The sequence below is a fragment of the Rhizobium bangladeshense genome (assembly GCF_017357245.1).
GTDB lineage: Bacteria > Pseudomonadota > Alphaproteobacteria > Rhizobiales > Rhizobiaceae > Rhizobium > Rhizobium bangladeshense.
The window spans coordinates 3,502,645-3,517,358 of record NZ_CP071612.1; the positions used below are offsets into that span (position 1 = coordinate 3,502,645).

13 protein-coding genes are annotated in these 14,714 nt (G+C 61.4%); 6 read left to right on the forward strand and 7 right to left on the reverse strand.

The features are described from left to right. Positions 1 to 13 precede the first annotated feature (13 nt). From ugpC to J2J98_RS17020, 5 genes are all read right to left on the reverse strand, one after another. A complete protein-coding gene (gene ugpC / locus J2J98_RS17000) occupies positions 14 to 1,123 on the reverse strand; it encodes a sn-glycerol-3-phosphate ABC transporter ATP-binding protein UgpC (RefSeq protein ID WP_207601662.1) in 1,110 nt (369 codons plus the stop codon). Positions 1,124 to 1,135: 12 nt separating this feature from the next. Then, entirely contained in the window at positions 1,136 to 2,050 is a 915-nt protein-coding gene (locus J2J98_RS17005) for an ABC transporter permease subunit (protein ID WP_207601663.1), read from the reverse strand. Positions 2,051 to 2,060: 10 nt separating this feature from the next. Beyond that, positions 2,061 to 2,945 carry a carbohydrate ABC transporter permease gene (locus J2J98_RS17010; RefSeq protein WP_064706041.1) on the reverse strand — a complete coding sequence of 295 codons (885 nt, stop codon included), beginning with the start codon at positions 2,943 to 2,945 and terminating at the stop codon, positions 2,061 to 2,063. A gap of 129 nt (positions 2,946 to 3,074) precedes the next feature. Beyond that, on the reverse strand, positions 3,075 to 4,430 hold the full coding sequence (locus tag J2J98_RS17015; protein ID WP_064711665.1) for an extracellular solute-binding protein: 1,356 nt from the start codon (positions 4,428 to 4,430) through the stop codon (positions 3,075 to 3,077). Between the two features lie 363 nt (positions 4,431 to 4,793). Further along, complete coding sequence (locus J2J98_RS17020; RefSeq protein WP_207601664.1) at positions 4,794 to 5,999, reverse strand: ROK family transcriptional regulator; 1,206 nt, start codon at positions 5,997 to 5,999, stop codon at positions 4,794 to 4,796. A gap of 224 nt (positions 6,000 to 6,223) precedes the next feature. Here J2J98_RS17020 and J2J98_RS17025 point away from each other — a divergent pair, with 224 nt between their 5' ends. The 6 genes from J2J98_RS17025 to J2J98_RS17050 all read left to right on the forward strand — a co-directional run bounded on the left by J2J98_RS17025 (position 6,224) and on the right by J2J98_RS17050 (position 12,292). Then, positions 6,224 to 7,462, forward strand: coding sequence for an extracellular solute-binding protein (locus tag J2J98_RS17025; RefSeq protein WP_207601665.1), 1,239 nt, complete (start codon positions 6,224 to 6,226; stop codon positions 7,460 to 7,462). Positions 7,463 to 7,537: 75 nt separating this feature from the next. Further along, a complete protein-coding gene (locus J2J98_RS17030; protein ID WP_064706043.1) occupies positions 7,538 to 8,422 on the forward strand; it encodes a carbohydrate ABC transporter permease in 885 nt (294 codons plus the stop codon). Then, positions 8,422 to 9,267, forward strand: a complete 846-nt coding sequence (locus J2J98_RS17035; RefSeq protein WP_064711333.1) for a carbohydrate ABC transporter permease — start codon at positions 8,422 to 8,424, stop codon at positions 9,265 to 9,267. The genes J2J98_RS17030 and J2J98_RS17035 overlap by 1 nt, the downstream gene beginning before the upstream one ends. Further along, positions 9,264 to 10,286: an SIS domain-containing protein gene (locus J2J98_RS17040; protein WP_138396490.1), complete on the forward strand. Its 1,023-nt coding sequence runs from the start codon at positions 9,264 to 9,266 to the stop codon at positions 10,284 to 10,286. The genes J2J98_RS17035 and J2J98_RS17040 overlap by 4 nt, the downstream gene beginning before the upstream one ends. Beyond that, complete coding sequence (locus J2J98_RS17045) at positions 10,287 to 11,216, forward strand: PfkB family carbohydrate kinase (RefSeq protein ID WP_207601666.1); 930 nt, start codon at positions 10,287 to 10,289, stop codon at positions 11,214 to 11,216. Then, positions 11,213 to 12,292: an ABC transporter ATP-binding protein gene (locus J2J98_RS17050; RefSeq protein WP_207601667.1), complete on the forward strand. Its 1,080-nt coding sequence runs from the start codon at positions 11,213 to 11,215 to the stop codon at positions 12,290 to 12,292. Before J2J98_RS17045 ends, J2J98_RS17050 begins: the two co-directional genes overlap by 4 nt. A gap of 21 nt (positions 12,293 to 12,313) precedes the next feature. Here J2J98_RS17050 and J2J98_RS17055 read toward each other — a convergent pair whose 3' ends face one another. Then, positions 12,314 to 13,141 (reverse strand): glycoside hydrolase family 16 protein, encoded by an 828-nt coding sequence (locus tag J2J98_RS17055; protein ID WP_207601668.1) that lies wholly within the window; start codon positions 13,139 to 13,141, stop codon positions 12,314 to 12,316. Positions 13,142 to 13,191: 50 nt separating this feature from the next. Next, complete coding sequence (locus J2J98_RS17060; protein WP_138396494.1) at positions 13,192 to 14,673, reverse strand: lipopolysaccharide biosynthesis protein; 1,482 nt, start codon at positions 14,671 to 14,673, stop codon at positions 13,192 to 13,194. Positions 14,674 to 14,714 lie beyond the last annotated feature (41 nt).

Here is a 14,714-nt window from a genome sequence, read left to right on the forward strand (position 1 = left end):
CCGCGACGGGCCTTCAGGCGTGAACGGCGTCGGCTCCACTCATTGCAGTATGTTCGATCATCCGCCCGCTATCGGCAGCATAGAGGTGGACCGCGTTGTGATCGATCGCGATGCCGATTGGATCGCCCGACTTCACCGTCACCGCCTCGGTCAGCGCCACTGCGAAGGGCAGCCCGTCGAAGTCGGCATGAACGATGCGGCTCGCGCCGAGCTCTTCGATGAAATCGGCCGTTGCGATTAGTGCCCCCGGTGCATCCGGAGCCACCAGCCTGGCGGCTTCGGCGCGCATGCCGAGCACGACGCGTTTGCCTCTCAGAGCGCTGGCGCGCTCGCGCGGCAACGCAATCTTGCGGCTTTGGTCGTAGACGAAAATTCCCTCATCATTGATCGTGCCTTCGAGCAGGTTCATCGCCGGCGTGCCGACGAAACCAGCGACGAAACGGGAGACCGGATGGTGATAGACCTCTTCCGGCGTGCCGACCTGTTCGACATTGCCGGCGTTCATCACGATGATGCGGTCGGCGAGCGTCATGGCCTCGTTCTGGTCGTGGGTGACGAAGATGGACGTGGCACCGAGGCGGCGGTGCAGGCGGCGGATTTCGGCGCGCATGGCGATGCGCAACTTTGCATCGAGGTTCGAAAGCGGCTCGTCGAAGAGGAACACCTTCGGTTCGCGGATCATCGCGCGCCCCATTGCCACGCGCTGGCGCTGGCCGCCGGAAAGGGCGGCCGGCCGGCGGTCGAGGAAAGGCTCGAGGCTGAGGGCCCTGGCGACGTCGGCGATGCGTCGGTTGCGCTCGGCCTTCGAAACACCCGCCACCTTCAAAGCATAGCCGATATTCTCGGCGACGCTCATATGCGGATAAAGCGCATAGTTCTGAAACACCATGGCGCAGCCGCGTTCGCGCGGCTCCAGCTGGTTGACGACGCGGCCGTCGATGGCGATTTCGCCGCCGCTGATTTCCTCAAGACCGGCGATCATGCGCAAAAGCGTGGACTTGCCGCAGCCGGACGGGCCGAGGATGACGATGAACTCGCCGGACTGGATCTCCAGGTCGACGCCGTGGACGACGGGATGCTTGCCGTAGCTCTTTTTCACATCACGGATTGAGATCGGTGCCACTGGACTGTTCCTTCACTTCTCGGTGGAGATAAGGCCGCGCACGAACCAGCGCTGCATCAGGATGACGAGCACCAGCGGCGGCGACATGATGATAAGCGTACCGGCCATGGCGACATTCCAGTCGGGCAGGCCGAATTCGGACGGGATCAGCGTCTTGAGCTGCGTCACCGCAATGCCGAAACTCGGATCGGTGGTGATCAGAAGCGGCCAGAGATATTGGTTCCAGGCCCAAACGAACATGATCGTGAACAACGCGATCATGTTTGGCCGCGAAAGCGGCAGCAGAACGTCCCAGAAAAACCGCACCGGGCCTGACCCATCCATCTTCGAGGCCTCCGCAAGCTCATCGGGAACCGTCAGATAGAACTGCCGGTAGAGGAAGGTGCCAGTCGCAGTGGCGACGAGCGGCGCCACGAGGCCGGTATAGGAGTTCAACAGCCCCCAATCGAGCTTGATCTGAATGCCGGTGGTCTGTGCGACAAGCCAGCTGATGCCGAGGGCGTCGAGGATTGCCTGGAACGGCTGTAGGGCGTTCGCCGCAATCGAATAAGTCGGGACAATGCGCACTTCCAGCGGCAGCATCAGCGTGATGAAGATGATCCAGAAAATCAGATGCCGGCCGCGGAAGCGGAAGTAGACGATCGAGAAGGCAGCCATGGCGGAAAGGATGACCTTGCCGGCAGCGACCGCCGTGGCGAAGATGATGCTGTGGAGCAGCTTGTTGCCGAGATCAGCGCGCACCCAGGCTTCCCTGGCGTTTTCCCAGAAATGCGAGCCCGGCATCAGCGGCAGTGGTACTCGATTGACCGTCTCCAGATCGAGTGTCGACGCGATGACGACGATGACGAAAGGCAGAAGCGCGATCACCATGCCGAGCGCCAGAAGCGTATAGCAGATGAAGTTGAATATCGGCGTGCGTTCGATCATATCAGCGACCTCACTTGTAGTGCACGCGCCGCTCGATGAAGCGGAACTGGAAGATGGTGAGCAGCACGACGAGCAGCATCAGGATGATGGACTGCGCAGCCGCACCCGAATAATCGAGGCCCCGGAAGCCGTCGAAATAGATCTTGTAGACCATGAGTTCCGTCGCGCGCGCCGGCCCACCCTGCGTCATGACGTCGACGATACCGAAAGAATCCTGGAAACTTTCGGTGATGTTGATCACCAGCAGGAAAAACAAAGTCGGCGTGAGCAGCGGCAGCTGGAGATCCCACATGCGGCGCAACGGTCCGGAGCCGTCCATGGCCGCAGCCTCGATCAAGGAGCGGGGGATGCCCTGGAGAGCCGAGAGGAAGAAGATGAAATTATAGCCGATATATTTCCAGGAAAAGGCGATAATCACGGCGATCATCGCATCCTTGCCGTCAAGCGCCGGGTTCCAGAGGTCGGGCCAGACGTGATTGATGACCGAGAGAAGCCCGGCTTCGGGCGCCAGGATGAAGCGAAAGGCGAGACCGAGAGCAGGCGCGGCGATCGCGTAAGGCCAGATGAAGACCGACCGGTAGATTTTATGGCCGCGCAGTTCACGATCCGTCAAAAGCGCCAGGATGAGTGCCAGCCCCATGGCGATGATCGTCGAGCTGAGGCCGAAGACCATGCTGCGGCTGATCGATTCCCAATAGATCGGATCGCTGAGCAGGAGTTTGAAATTGTCGAAGCCGACCCAGGCGTTGCCGCCTCCCCATGGCTGCTCGAGCGTGAAAGCCCAATAAAGCGCCTGCGCGCTCGGCCAATAGAAGAAGACGAAGATCAGCAGCAACATCGGGAATGCGAAGAGGAGGCCGATCGTGGTCGAGGAGAAAGTGACGCGCTTTTCCATGGGTGGTCGTTTTCGCCTGGTTTCGTTTAGGCGCGGGCGGCGAGTTCGCATCCGCAACTAACTGGGAAGAGCTTACAAAGACGCACCCGGCGCGCACAAGGCAGGCCGGGTGCGGCTCATGTTGGACGATCAGGGAAGCTGAACGTTCTTGTAGGTCTGCTGGAAGCGGCGCAGGAGCTGGTTGCCGCGATCAGCAGCAGAGTCGAGCGAAGCCTGGACGTCGGCATTGTTGACGAAGATCGCCTGCAGGCCGTTGGCGATTTCGGTGCGGACCTGCAGCAGGCCGCCGAGACGGATACCCTTCGCAGCGGCGTCGCCGGCCGGGGAAGCGGTCAGGCTCTGAATCGCCAGTTCGCGGCCGGCGTAAGGAGCCTTGTCGTAGAAGCCCTGCTTCTTGAGATATTCGAAGCCGGAGTTACGGACCGGGATATAGCCGGTAACGGTCGACCAGGTGAGAGCTTCTTCCGGCTTTGCGATGAAGTTGAAGAAGGCAGCCGCAGCCTTGTATTCGGCGTCGGAATGACCTTTCAGAACCCAGAGCGAAGCGCCGCCAACATAGGAGCTGTGACGGGTTGCGTCCCCATAGGTCGGGAGCATTGCAACGCCCCAGTTCATGCCCTGCTTGGCGGTGCGGCCGATATTGCCGTGATCGCCGACGGAGGTCAGGATGACCTGGCAATCGCCAGCGGCGAAGGCTTCGACGAAGGTCTGGCCAACGGCCTTGTTCTTGATGATGGCCAGCTTGCTGTCGTACCAGGACTTGAGGTCCTTGATGTAGCTGACGAGAAGCGGGTTCTTGTTGAAGACCAGCTCGGCGTCGAGGCCCTCAAAGCCGTTCTTCTTGGTCGCGATCGGTTCGCCGTTGACGGCTTCGAACTGCTCGATGTACTGCCAGACTTCGTTGTTGGAGATATCGAACGCGAGCGGGCATGCATAGCCGGCGTCCTTCAGGGCCTTCAAGTCTTCGCCCGCTTCCTTCCAGGTCGCCGGAGCGTGATCCTTGCCGATCTTGGCGAAGGCGTCCTTGTTCCAGTAGAGCAGAGCGGTCGAGGAGTTGAAGGGGAAGGAATACATCTCGCCCTTCGACGTGGCATAGTAGCCTGATATACCCGAGAAGTAGTCGTTCCAGTCGACGGTATAGCCCATGTCGGCCATCAGCTTGTTGGCCGGATAGTAGGCGCCGGAGAGCATGATGTCGAGCGTGCCGGCGTCGGAAACCTGGGCGATGGTCGGCTGCTTGCCGGCACGGAAGGCGGCAATAGTGTTCTGCAGGGAAGCGTCGTAGCTGCCCTGGCTGGTGCAGACGACTTCGTAATCGGCCTGCGACTGGTTGAAGCGATCGCATTGTTCCTGGACACGCTTTGCGATGTCACCGGAATTGCCGAACCAGAAGTCAATCTTGGTCTTTTCGGCGGCGGCAGCGGGACCAGCAAGAAACGCTGTAGCGAGAAGGGCGCCAACGGCGCCGAGAAGCTTGGCTTGCATGAGAACCTCGAACGAAAAAAGGACGCGCACTTTCAGCGCCCGCCCATTTAGCTGGTTCAAATTGCCGCTGCCAATGAATATTACATGACATGAATGGTTCCAATTCTAGTTGTCACGAAATTGACATACAATCGTTATTCGCGACGCTAGGAGAAGTGTTTCGAGAAAATTCGCAAAAAGTTCAAATATGTTGTCGGATATTTGCGTTTATATTCGAATTACCGTTATTTTCTAGGGTTAGTAATATTTACTTATATTACAGGAAGTCGTCTCTATTCGCACGCCCGGTGACGACGAAACTTGCAAAAGCATTCGAATTTTTTATCACTGCACTGCTGTGCAACGCCTGGTTTCAGCCCCAAATCACAGGAAATCCTTCAAAATTGCAGCAAAGCGCGGATCGAATGCACGGCTGATTGGTCCGGCGGCCGCTCCGAGCGCCACAGACCATGGATCGGCCATGCCGGGCTGCAAGCGTGGCAGCGTCCGGCCGCGCCTTTCGGCGATCGAGGGCAGCAGCGGGCCGATCGCCGCAATCAAGCTGTTCACCAGCGCTTCGGGCGCGCTGCCGCAGAGGATCACCGTCTGCGGATCGAAGATCGTTTCGATGAGATGAATGCTCCAGCGCAAGTCTGCCGCCGCCGCCTCGATCCAGGACTGGATACCTGGATCGCCGCTGGAGGCGAGCGCATTGATGCGCGCATGGAGATCTGGATCAGCCGGATCGACTGATAGGTGCTGGTAGAGCGAGGCGAGCGAGGCGCGATGTTCGAGCGGCGTCGTTTTACCATCGGCAAAGAGCAGCGCCATGCCGATCTCGCCTGCATTGCCGCTTGCGCCGCGATAGAGCTCTCCGTTCAGGATGAGGCCGGCGCCGATGCCGTAGCCGACGAAGAGGCAGACGGCGTGATCGACACCATGAGCGGCTCCCACCATTCGCTCGGCGGTCGCAGCCGCCGCCGCATCATTCTGAAGGCCGACATCGAGACCGGTGCCGGCGCTCAGCGTTTCCAACAGCGGAAACTTCTGCCAGGCCTCCATCATCCAGGGATCATCGCCGCTGCCTTCCATCCCGAACGGGCCAGGCATCGCGGCGCCGAGGCCGACCAGACGTTTCTCCGACTGCTGAACGATCCCGGCAAGCCTGGAACGCACGCCGGCGACGAGATCGAGAATGACCTTCGCTCCGGTCGACGGACCTCCGGGCGGCAGGCCGGCTTCCGCGCGAACGAGAACGCTGCCGACGAGATCGACGGCGACCGCCCGCGTCACATGTCGGTCGATCTGCAGGCCGATCGCGAAAGCGCCTTCGGGCACCAAGCCATAGGGGGTCGAGGGCTGACCTCTGCCTTTCCGCACCGCCTCCTGCGAGCTGACGAGACCATCGCGCTCGAGCTCCTCGATGATATTCGACACCGTCTGCTTGGTCAGCCGCGTCGCCCGCGCCAGATCGGCGCGCGAGAGTGCTCCGTTGATCCTCAAGGCATCGATCATCACGCGCCGGTTATGCGCACTGGTACCCTCGTGATTGGTGCCGCTCTTGGCCCGGATCGGCCTGACGTCATTCATGTGCAATTGCCTCTTGACTCAAGTAGAATGTTGGCGAAGTAATAAGTCAAGACATTTGACTTATTAAGGGACCGGAGAGTTCCAGGGAACGCCGGAAGCCGCACAGGCCTCCAACGACGCTCCGAGATATGAACCGGCACGTTGTATTCGCGCGTGCCTTCTCGAAAACCGATGGCGGAAAAGCCGCCCTCGGCATGCGTAAATGTAAAAAACTGGAGGCTGCAATGCTGAAATCTCTTAACAAGACGCTTCTGGGTGCGGCCTTGGTCGGTGCATCCTTTGCCCCGCATGCTTTCGCGGAAACGACGCTGAACGCGCTTTTCATGGCGCAGGCCGCCTATAGCGAGGCCGATGTGCGCGCCATGACCGACGCTTTCGCCAAGGCGAACCCCGATATCAAGGTCAACCTCGAATTTGTGCCTTACGAAGGCCTGCACGACAAGACGGTGCTGGCGCAGGGGTCGGGCGGCGGCTACGACGTCGTCCTCTTCGACGTGATCTGGCCGGCTGAATACGCCACCAACAAGGTGCTGGTCGACGTCTCCTCGCGCATCACCGACGAGATGAAGAAGGGCGTGCTGCCGGGCGCCTGGACCACCGTTCAGTATGACGGCAAATATTACGGCATGCCATGGATCCTCGACACCAAATACCTGTTCTACAACAAGGAGATCCTCGAAAAGGCCGGCATCAAGGCACCGCCGAAGACCTGGGACGAGTTAGCCGAGCAGGCAAAGACGATCAAGGACAAGGGCCTGCTCGCCACACCGATCGCCTGGAGCTGGTCGCAGGCCGAAGCCGTCATCTGCGACTACACCACGCTCGTCAGCGCCTATGGCGGCGATTTCCTGAAGGACGGCAAGCCGGCCTTCCAGACCGGCGGCGGTCTCGATGCGCTGAAATACATGGTCGCGAGCTATACATCGGGCCTGACCAATCCGAACTCCAAGGAATTTTTGGAAGAAGACGTCCGCAAGGTGTTCCAGAACGGCGACGCTGCCTTCGCGCTGAACTGGACCTACATGTACAACATGGCCAACGATCCAAAGGACAGCAAGGTTGCGGGCAAGATCGGCGTCGTGCCTGCACCGGGCGTTTCTGGCAAGAGCGAGGCTTCTGCCGTTAATGGCTCGATGGGCCTCGGCATCACCTCCGCCAGCCAGCATCCCGATGAGGCCTGGAAGTACATTACCTTCATGACCTCGCGGGCTACGCAGAACGCTTACGCCAAGCTCAGCCTGCCGATCTGGGCATCCTCCTATGAGGACCCCGCCGTCACCAAGGGGCAGGAAGAGCTGATCGCCGCCGCCAAGGTCGGCCTCGCCGCCATGTATCCACGCCCGACGACGCCGAAGTATCAGGAGCTTTCGACAGCCCTGCAGCAGGCGATCCAGGAATCGCTGCTCGGCCAGTCCACTCCCGAGGACGCACTGAAGTCGGCGGCCGACAATAGCGGTCTCTGAGCCCCGCATGAAAGCCCGGGCGGCGCCCGTCGTCGCCCGTCCTCCAGAACCTATGAATGAAAAGGGGTCGCCTCGATGTCGGGCACTTGGCTGACAACCCGCGCGTGGCTTCTAATGCTGCCGCTTCTCGTGGTGATGATCTCGGTGATCGGCTGGCCTCTGGTCGATACCGTCCACCTCTCCTTCACCGATGCCAGGCTCGTCGGCACGCAGGGCAATTTCGTCGGCATCGATAATTACGTGAAGATGCTCTCCGGCTCGAATTTCCAGCGCACACTCATTACCACCGCATGGTTCGCCATCGTCTCGGTCGCCGCCGAAATGGTGATCGGCGTCCTTGCCGCCCTCCTGCTGAACCAGCAATTCCGCGGCCGCATCGCTCTTCGCGCCCTGATGATCCTGCCCTGGGCACTGCCGACCGTCGTCAACGCCACCCTCTGGCGGCTGATCTACAATCCGGAATATGGCGCGCTGAACGCCGCACTGACGCAGCTCGGCCTGCTCGACGCCTACCGCTCCTGGCTGGGTGAACCAGGCACGGCGCTCGCCGCCCTCATCGTCGCCGACTGCTGGAAGAATTTCCCGCTAGTGGCGCTGATCGCGCTCGCAGCGCTCCAAGCCGTGCCGCGCGATATCACCGCCGCATCGCTGGTAGACGGCGCCGGTCCCTTCGCCCGCTTCCGCTTCGTCATCCTGCCTTATCTCGCGGGCCCGCTGATGGTGGCGCTCGTGCTCCGCACGATCGAAGCATTCAAGGTGTTCGACATCATCTGGGTCATGACCCGCGGCGGGCCGGCCAATAGCACGCGCACGCTCTCGATCCTCGTCTACCAGGAAGCCTTTTCCTTCCAGCGCGCGGGCTCGGGCGCATCGCTGGCCTTGATTGTCACGCTACTGGTGACGCTGTTGGCCGTTGGATACGCGGCCCTTGTGCGCAAGACCGCCGGGAGTGCCGCTTGATGGAACGCCGGAGCCCGCTCTTCTCAGCCTTCATTCACCTCTGCGCCCTGCTGCTCGCCGCCGTCATCCTGGCGCCGATCCTCTGGCTTTTCATCATGAGCATCGCGCCGGCTGCTGATCTCGCCGCAAAGCCGCTGCGCTGGTGGCCGCAGGCCGTTGATTTCTCGCGATACCAGCTTCTGCTGTCGACAATTGAAAACAGCGCCGGCGCTGCCTTCACTTCGTCGCTGCGCAACAGCATCGAGGTGGCGGGCATGGCGACGATCGCCGCCATCGCGCTCGCCATTCCGGCCGGTTGGGCCGTGTCGCGCACGCCCTCCGTCGGCTGGTCGCTGTCGATGGTGATTGCCACCTACATGCTGCCGCCCGTGGCACTCGCCGTACCGCTCTATATGGGCCTCTCCCATCTCGGCATGCTGAACAACGTCTTCGGCCTCGCCCTCGTCTATTTGACGATCCTGGCCCCCTTCACCACCTGGCTGTTGAAATCCGGCTTCGATTCCATCCCGCGCGAGATCGAATCCGCCGCGATGATTGACGGCGCCGGCCTGTTCCAGACGCTCCGGATCATCACGCTGCCGCTCGCCGCCCCCGTGGTCGCGACCTCGAGCCTCTTCGCATTCCTTCTTGCGTGGGATGAATTCTTCTACGCGCTGCTCTTCACCTCGGACCAGCGCGCCAAGACGCTGACCGTCGCCATCGCCGATCTCGCCGGCGGCCGCGTCTCCGATTACGGACTGATCGCCACGGCAGGTGTGCTCGCCGCCCTGCCCCCGGTGCTGATCGGTCTGATCATGCAACGCGCCCTGATTTCGGGCCTCACCAGCGGCGGCGTCAAGGGATGAACATGACAACGAAAACAAACCGGCCTGCCGGACTTGTGGCAATCGACCGCGAAATGGCCCGTCAGCACGCTGATGCGATCGCCTCCTACGAAGCGGCAGGGCCGATGGCGGCAAGAGCAGCCGCTTCGCTGAAGAAGACCGGCCGGCTGCTCCTGATCGGTATGGGCGGCTCACATGCCGTCAACCGCGCCGTCGAACCGCTCTACCGTGGTCTCGGCATCGACGCGATAGCAATACCGCTGTCCGAGCAACTCGGACAGCCACTGCCGATCGCCGGCAGGACGATCTTCGTCACCTCGCAATCGGGCGAAAGCGCCGAGGTCGTGCGCTGGTTCAACGAGACCGGCGGCACGCCGGAGACTTTCGGCCTGACGCTTGAAGCCGGCTCCTTCCTTGCAAGAACCACCCCATCGCTTGTTGGCAGCGGCGGCACCGAGCTCGCCTTCGCAGCCACTCGCAGTCTGACGGTGACTCTTGCTTTGCATCTGGCAATCCTTACCGCCCTCGGCGAGGATCCCGCCGCAGCACTTGCAGTCCTTGACGGGCCCGAAGACCATGACATCGCCGCCGCGCTGGCCGCGCTCGAAAACGTCGCGACGGTCGTGACTTCGGGCCGCCGTCTGCAGGGCATTGCCGAGGCCCTGGCCCTGGGATTGACCGAATTGTCGCGCCGCCCCTGCTTCTCGCTCGAAGGCGGTCAGCTGCGTCATGGGCCGATGGAGATGCTCGGACCGGAAATCGGCGTCGTTCTGTTCCGCGGTCTGGACGAAACTGCCGCCCTCGTAACGGCCATGGCGATCTCCGCCGTGGAGAGCGGCGCGCCCGTCATTCTGTTCGACGCATCTGGACTGTCGCCGGTCGCCGGCGCCGTGACGATCCGCTTTGCCCCGGCCACCGGTCTTGCCGTGATCTTCGCCATGCTGCCGGTCGCCCAGCAGCTGATGGTCGGCTTTGCCGAAGCCCGGGTGGACAATGCCGGAACGCCCGTTCGATCCACCAAGATCACACGGAGCGAATGAATGCGGCCGCTTGCAGTCATCGGCAACGTCAATGTCGACCTGATCCTCGGACCGGCCGCCCCCTGGCCCAAGGCCGGGACGGAAATCATTGTCGATCATGACGAACTGAGGGTCGGCGGGTCGGCCGGCAACAGCGCGCTCACATGGCAGGCGCTCGGCATCGAATTCGAGATAGCCGCCAATATCGGCAGCGACCAGTTTGGCCGCTGGCTGGCCGAGGCCTTCGGCCGCCGTTCCGAGAAATGGCCGGTGCGTCCTGAACAAACGACCCTCTCCGTCGGCATCACCCACCCCGACGGTGAACGCACGTTCTTCACCACTCGAGGCCACCTGCCACGCTTCAGCCTCGCCGACGTCTTCGCCATCGTCGACGGCGCACGGCTCCGAGGCGGCTATGCACTTCTCTGCGGCGGCTTCCTGACCGACGATCTGACCCGCCAGTACGATGCCTTCTTCGACTGGGCCGAGAGCCATGACATCACCGTCGCACTTGACACCGGCTGGCCGCTCGACGGCTGGACCGAGCAGAATTGCGCTGCGACACGCGCCTGGCTTTCCCGCAGCGGCATCGCGCTGCTCAACGAAGTCGAGTCGACGACGCTTGCCGGCGTCGCCGATCCGACCGAAGCCGCCCGGCACATCAGCTCGCATATGCCGGACGGTGCGATCGTCGTTGTCAAACGCGGCCCCGATGGCGCAATCGCAATCGGACCAGACGGGCAGCTGGTCTCGGTGGCAGCGCCCGTTGTCGCGGTCGTCGATACCATCGGCGCCGGCGATGTCTTCAATGCCGCCTTCCTCGCAGCGCTGGCAAAGGATGAGCCTTTGTTGTCTTGCCTGAGAGCGGGAACCGAAGTCGCCTCGCGCGCCATCTCCACCATTCCCCGCAGCTATGGCGACCCGACCTCGCCTCAGGAACCACGGTCATGAGCGCGCTCGATATCGAAAATATCCGCAAGACCTATGGCGACGTCGAGACGCTGAAAGGCATCGATGTTTCCCTGGAAAGCGGCGAATTCCTCGTGCTGCTCGGTTCCTCCGGCTGCGGCAAGTCCACTCTCCTGAACATCATCGCCGGCCTTGCCGAGGCAACGAGCGGTGACGTCAGAATCGGCGGCCGCTCGGTGCTTCGCGTGCATCCGAAGGACCGCGACATCGCAATGGTCTTTCAATCCTACGCGCTCTATCCCAACCTGACGGTGCATAGGAACATCGGCTTCGGCCTGGAAATGCGCAAAGTTCCGGCGCCGGAGCGCGACAAGGCCGTGCGCGATGCGGCAAAGCTCCTGCAGATCGAAAATCTGCTTGATCGCAAGCCGAGCCAGCTTTCCGGCGGCCAGCGGCAACGCGTCGCGATCGGCCGTGCGCTGGTGCGCAAGCCGGAGGTGTTCCTCTTCGACGAGCCGCTTTCCAATTTGGACGCCAAGCTGCGCATGGAAATGCGCACCGAAATCAAGCGGCTGCACCAGATGCTGAAGACCACTGTGGTCTATGTCACCCATGACCAGATCGAGGCTATGACGCTGGCGAGCCGCATCGCCGTCATGCGCGACGGCCGTATCGAGCAGTTGGGCACGCCGGAAGAGATCTACAACAGTCCGGCGACGCTCTATGTCGCGACCTTCGTCGGCGCGCCGCCGATGAACCTGCTGAAAGCATCGGTCCAAGACAATCGACTGGTGCTCCCGGATTCCGACGTCAGCCTGCCTCTTCCCGTCCGTTTCGGTAAGGCGGCAGCCAATGGTCGCGACCTCATCCTCGGCATCCGCCCCGAGGCCCTTCGCACGGCTGGATCCGGGCCGTCGCTCGAGGCAGGCGTGGAGGTTGCGGAGTTGACCGGCCCCGAGCTCGTCGTCACCGCCCTGGCGGGAAACCAACGGCTGACGGCCTGCCTGCCGCCGCGCACGCCGTTCCGAGACAGCGAAAAACTCACCCTCTTCTTCGACGAGGAGGCAATTCATCTCTTCGATGCGCAAACCGGTATCAGTTGCCTCCGCGAGCAATAGGTCGCTCAAACGGCCGCTCGTTCAATTCGCCGCGTCGGCCGGCTTCCGCTGGTAGACGTGAATATAGTCGACGAGCAGGATGGAAGGGTTCGGCGTTTCATCGATTGGCCAGCCCGAGCCGAGCGCCAAGTTCACCAGCGGATAGAACGGCATATGGAACTCCTTCGGTGTGTCGAAACTCCACAGGTAGTGGCGATCCAGATAGAAGGTCGTCTTGTCGGCCTGGATATCGACGCCGTAGGTATGATACTCGCTGTTCAGAATTCCATCCTGAACAGTCTTCCAGTAGCCGCCAGTAGAGTTTTGGCCTCCATGGGCCTGGCGCCAGATGTGAAAGCCCATGCTGAACTCGTAGGGCGCCCGGCCATAATATTCCAGCACGTCGATCTCGGCGGTGTATTTCGACCGGTCGAGTCCGATGAGCCAGAAGGCCGGCCACACACCCTTGCCCGGCGGCAGCTTCATCCGCGCTTCGAAATAGCCGAATTGCTGAGAGAAACCTTCGCCTTTCGGATTGACCGCCGAGAGCAGGCCTGAACGCCATGTTCCATCCTCGCCCTTCCGCGCTTCGATCTTCAGGATTCCCTGATCTGTCGTAAACGGAAATCCGGGCGCCGGATCCGTGAAACGGGCGTCGCCGAAATCGCCGTTCCAGGGCGTGTGAGCGATCCAGCGGGAACGTCTCTCTCCCCACGCCGAGACATCGAGGCTGTCGAAATTCTCCTCGAACGTCAGCTGATAGGCGTTCATGTTGATCGGTTCCTGGGCGACGCTAGGCTGGCTCGGCAACGCCCCCAGTCCGAGAACAACGAGCAAACCCAGACTCTTAGAAGATATGCCGTAACGCATTGCGCTCCTCCAAAACCGCCAAAACAATCGCTGGACTACACGGGTCTTTCTCATGAAATGACAACTCTGTTGCGTCGCGGCATGAGCCTGTGAACAACGATGGTCTCGATGCCGTCGGGCCTTCCCAGAATCTGCCATAACAACAGCGCGAAGACCCAGAAGATTGTCGCTGCCGCCGCGCCGCAAAGCGCTAGGCTGACGATCAGGCTAAAGCCGGCAGGCATGGTGGCGAGATTCGGCTCCATCCAGAGCAGGAAAGCGATCATCGGCAGGCTCGCGGCCAGAGGCCTGCCAAATGAATTCAGCTGCGCGGCAAAACTCGCCCCGATCAACCGCTTGGTGATGACGAGCGAGGCGGCATAAGCGACGAGAACCGCCACCACACGCGCGCCGAGCGCACCCGCCACCTGAAAATAGACGATGCCGAGGATGGTGACCGGGACTCTGACCGCGAACTCGGCAAACATCCGCAAGGCGAGGGAACGAGTATTGTCCATGACCATAGCCAATGCTGGCACTATGTTCGTCGGCAGACCGAGCAGGCTCACCATGCACAGCCATTGCAAAATTGGCGCGGCGGATGCCCATTTCTCGCCGACGAGGATACGCACCGTCGGCTCAGCCAGAAAGGCAAGCGCAATGAGAATGGGCGCCGCGACGAAGGTGATTGCACTCGTTGCCTTCAAATAGGCGGCAACCAGGTTGCGACGATCTTCGACAGTGGAGAACGCCGCCATCAGCGGGCGCAGCAACGGCCCCACAAAGGTCTGATAGGGAATGCCGGCGATATTGTCGGCGACGCTGAAGGCGCCAAACGTCGACAGCCCGGCAAAACGCGGCAAAAGCAGCCGGTCCAGCTGCCAATTAATTGCGCTCAGCACCTGAGACACCGTATTCCAGCTGATCATATCCTGAAAACGCTTCCATTCTGACAGGCAGAATTTCGGCTGCATCGGCGCAAGGACATAGGAGGTGATCATCGCCGCAGTCGGGCCGGCGACGGCCCCCACCGCAAGCCCCCAATAGCTCCCCGTCGCCACGGCAACACCTGCCCCGAACAGCAGGGTCGATCCCTTGGTGATGAGGTCGAGCGCGAACTCGCGTCTGAAATCGAAACGCTGCATGAAAATCACCATGCGCGGACTGATCATGCCGCGCATGGCCGGCGCGATTGAAAGTACGGCGACAAGCGCAAAAAGCCGGGAATCGTCGTAAATCACGGCCATCGGCCAGGAAATGATCATCATCAGCAGGCTGATGGCCAACCCTCTCAGCAGGCTGAGCGTGAAAGCCGTCGCAAACATCTCCTCCGAAGGCGATGGTTGGCGCATAAGCGCCTGTGTCAACGGCAGATCCAGGATCGACTCGATGATGACCAGAACCGACGTCGCAATGGCGACCAATCCGAAATCCGCAGGACTCAACAATCTTGCCAGGACGAGCAGACTGACGAAATCAAGCAGCCGCGCGAGGAATTTTCCGCTGATCGTCCAGATGCTCGCCATTGCCGTCCTCTGAGATAGGCTTGACATGATCTGTCTATTCCTCGTCGGCAGCTTGAGACGGTTTCGAT

Bases quoted from the DNA above. Each gene is read 5' to 3' on its own strand.
- J2J98_RS17005 (WP_207601663.1), bottom strand. From the start codon at position 2,050: ATGATCGAACGCACGCCGATATTCAACTTCATCTGCTATACGCTTCTG.
- J2J98_RS17010 (WP_064706041.1), bottom strand. From the start codon at position 2,945: ATGGAAAAGCGCGTCACTTTCTCCTCGACCACGATCGGCCTCCTCTTC.
- J2J98_RS17015 (WP_064711665.1), bottom strand. From the start codon at position 4,430: ATGCAAGCCAAGCTTCTCGGCGCCGTTGGCGCCCTTCTCGCTACAGCG.
- J2J98_RS17020 (WP_207601664.1), bottom strand. From the start codon at position 5,999: ATGAATGACGTCAGGCCGATCCGGGCCAAGAGCGGCACCAATCACGAG.
- J2J98_RS17025 (WP_207601665.1), top strand. From the start codon at position 6,224: ATGCTGAAATCTCTTAACAAGACGCTTCTGGGTGCGGCCTTGGTCGGT.
- J2J98_RS17030 (WP_064706043.1), top strand. From the start codon at position 7,538: ATGTCGGGCACTTGGCTGACAACCCGCGCGTGGCTTCTAATGCTGCCG.
- J2J98_RS17035 (WP_064711333.1), top strand. From the start codon at position 8,422: ATGGAACGCCGGAGCCCGCTCTTCTCAGCCTTCATTCACCTCTGCGCC.
- J2J98_RS17040 (WP_138396490.1), top strand. From the start codon at position 9,264: ATGAACATGACAACGAAAACAAACCGGCCTGCCGGACTTGTGGCAATC.
- J2J98_RS17045 (WP_207601666.1), top strand. From the start codon at position 10,287: ATGCGGCCGCTTGCAGTCATCGGCAACGTCAATGTCGACCTGATCCTC.
- J2J98_RS17050 (WP_207601667.1), top strand. From the start codon at position 11,213: ATGAGCGCGCTCGATATCGAAAATATCCGCAAGACCTATGGCGACGTC.
- J2J98_RS17055 (WP_207601668.1), bottom strand. From the start codon at position 13,141: ATGCGTTACGGCATATCTTCTAAGAGTCTGGGTTTGCTCGTTGTTCTC.
- J2J98_RS17060 (WP_138396494.1), bottom strand. From the start codon at position 14,673: ATGTCAAGCCTATCTCAGAGGACGGCAATGGCGAGCATCTGGACGATC.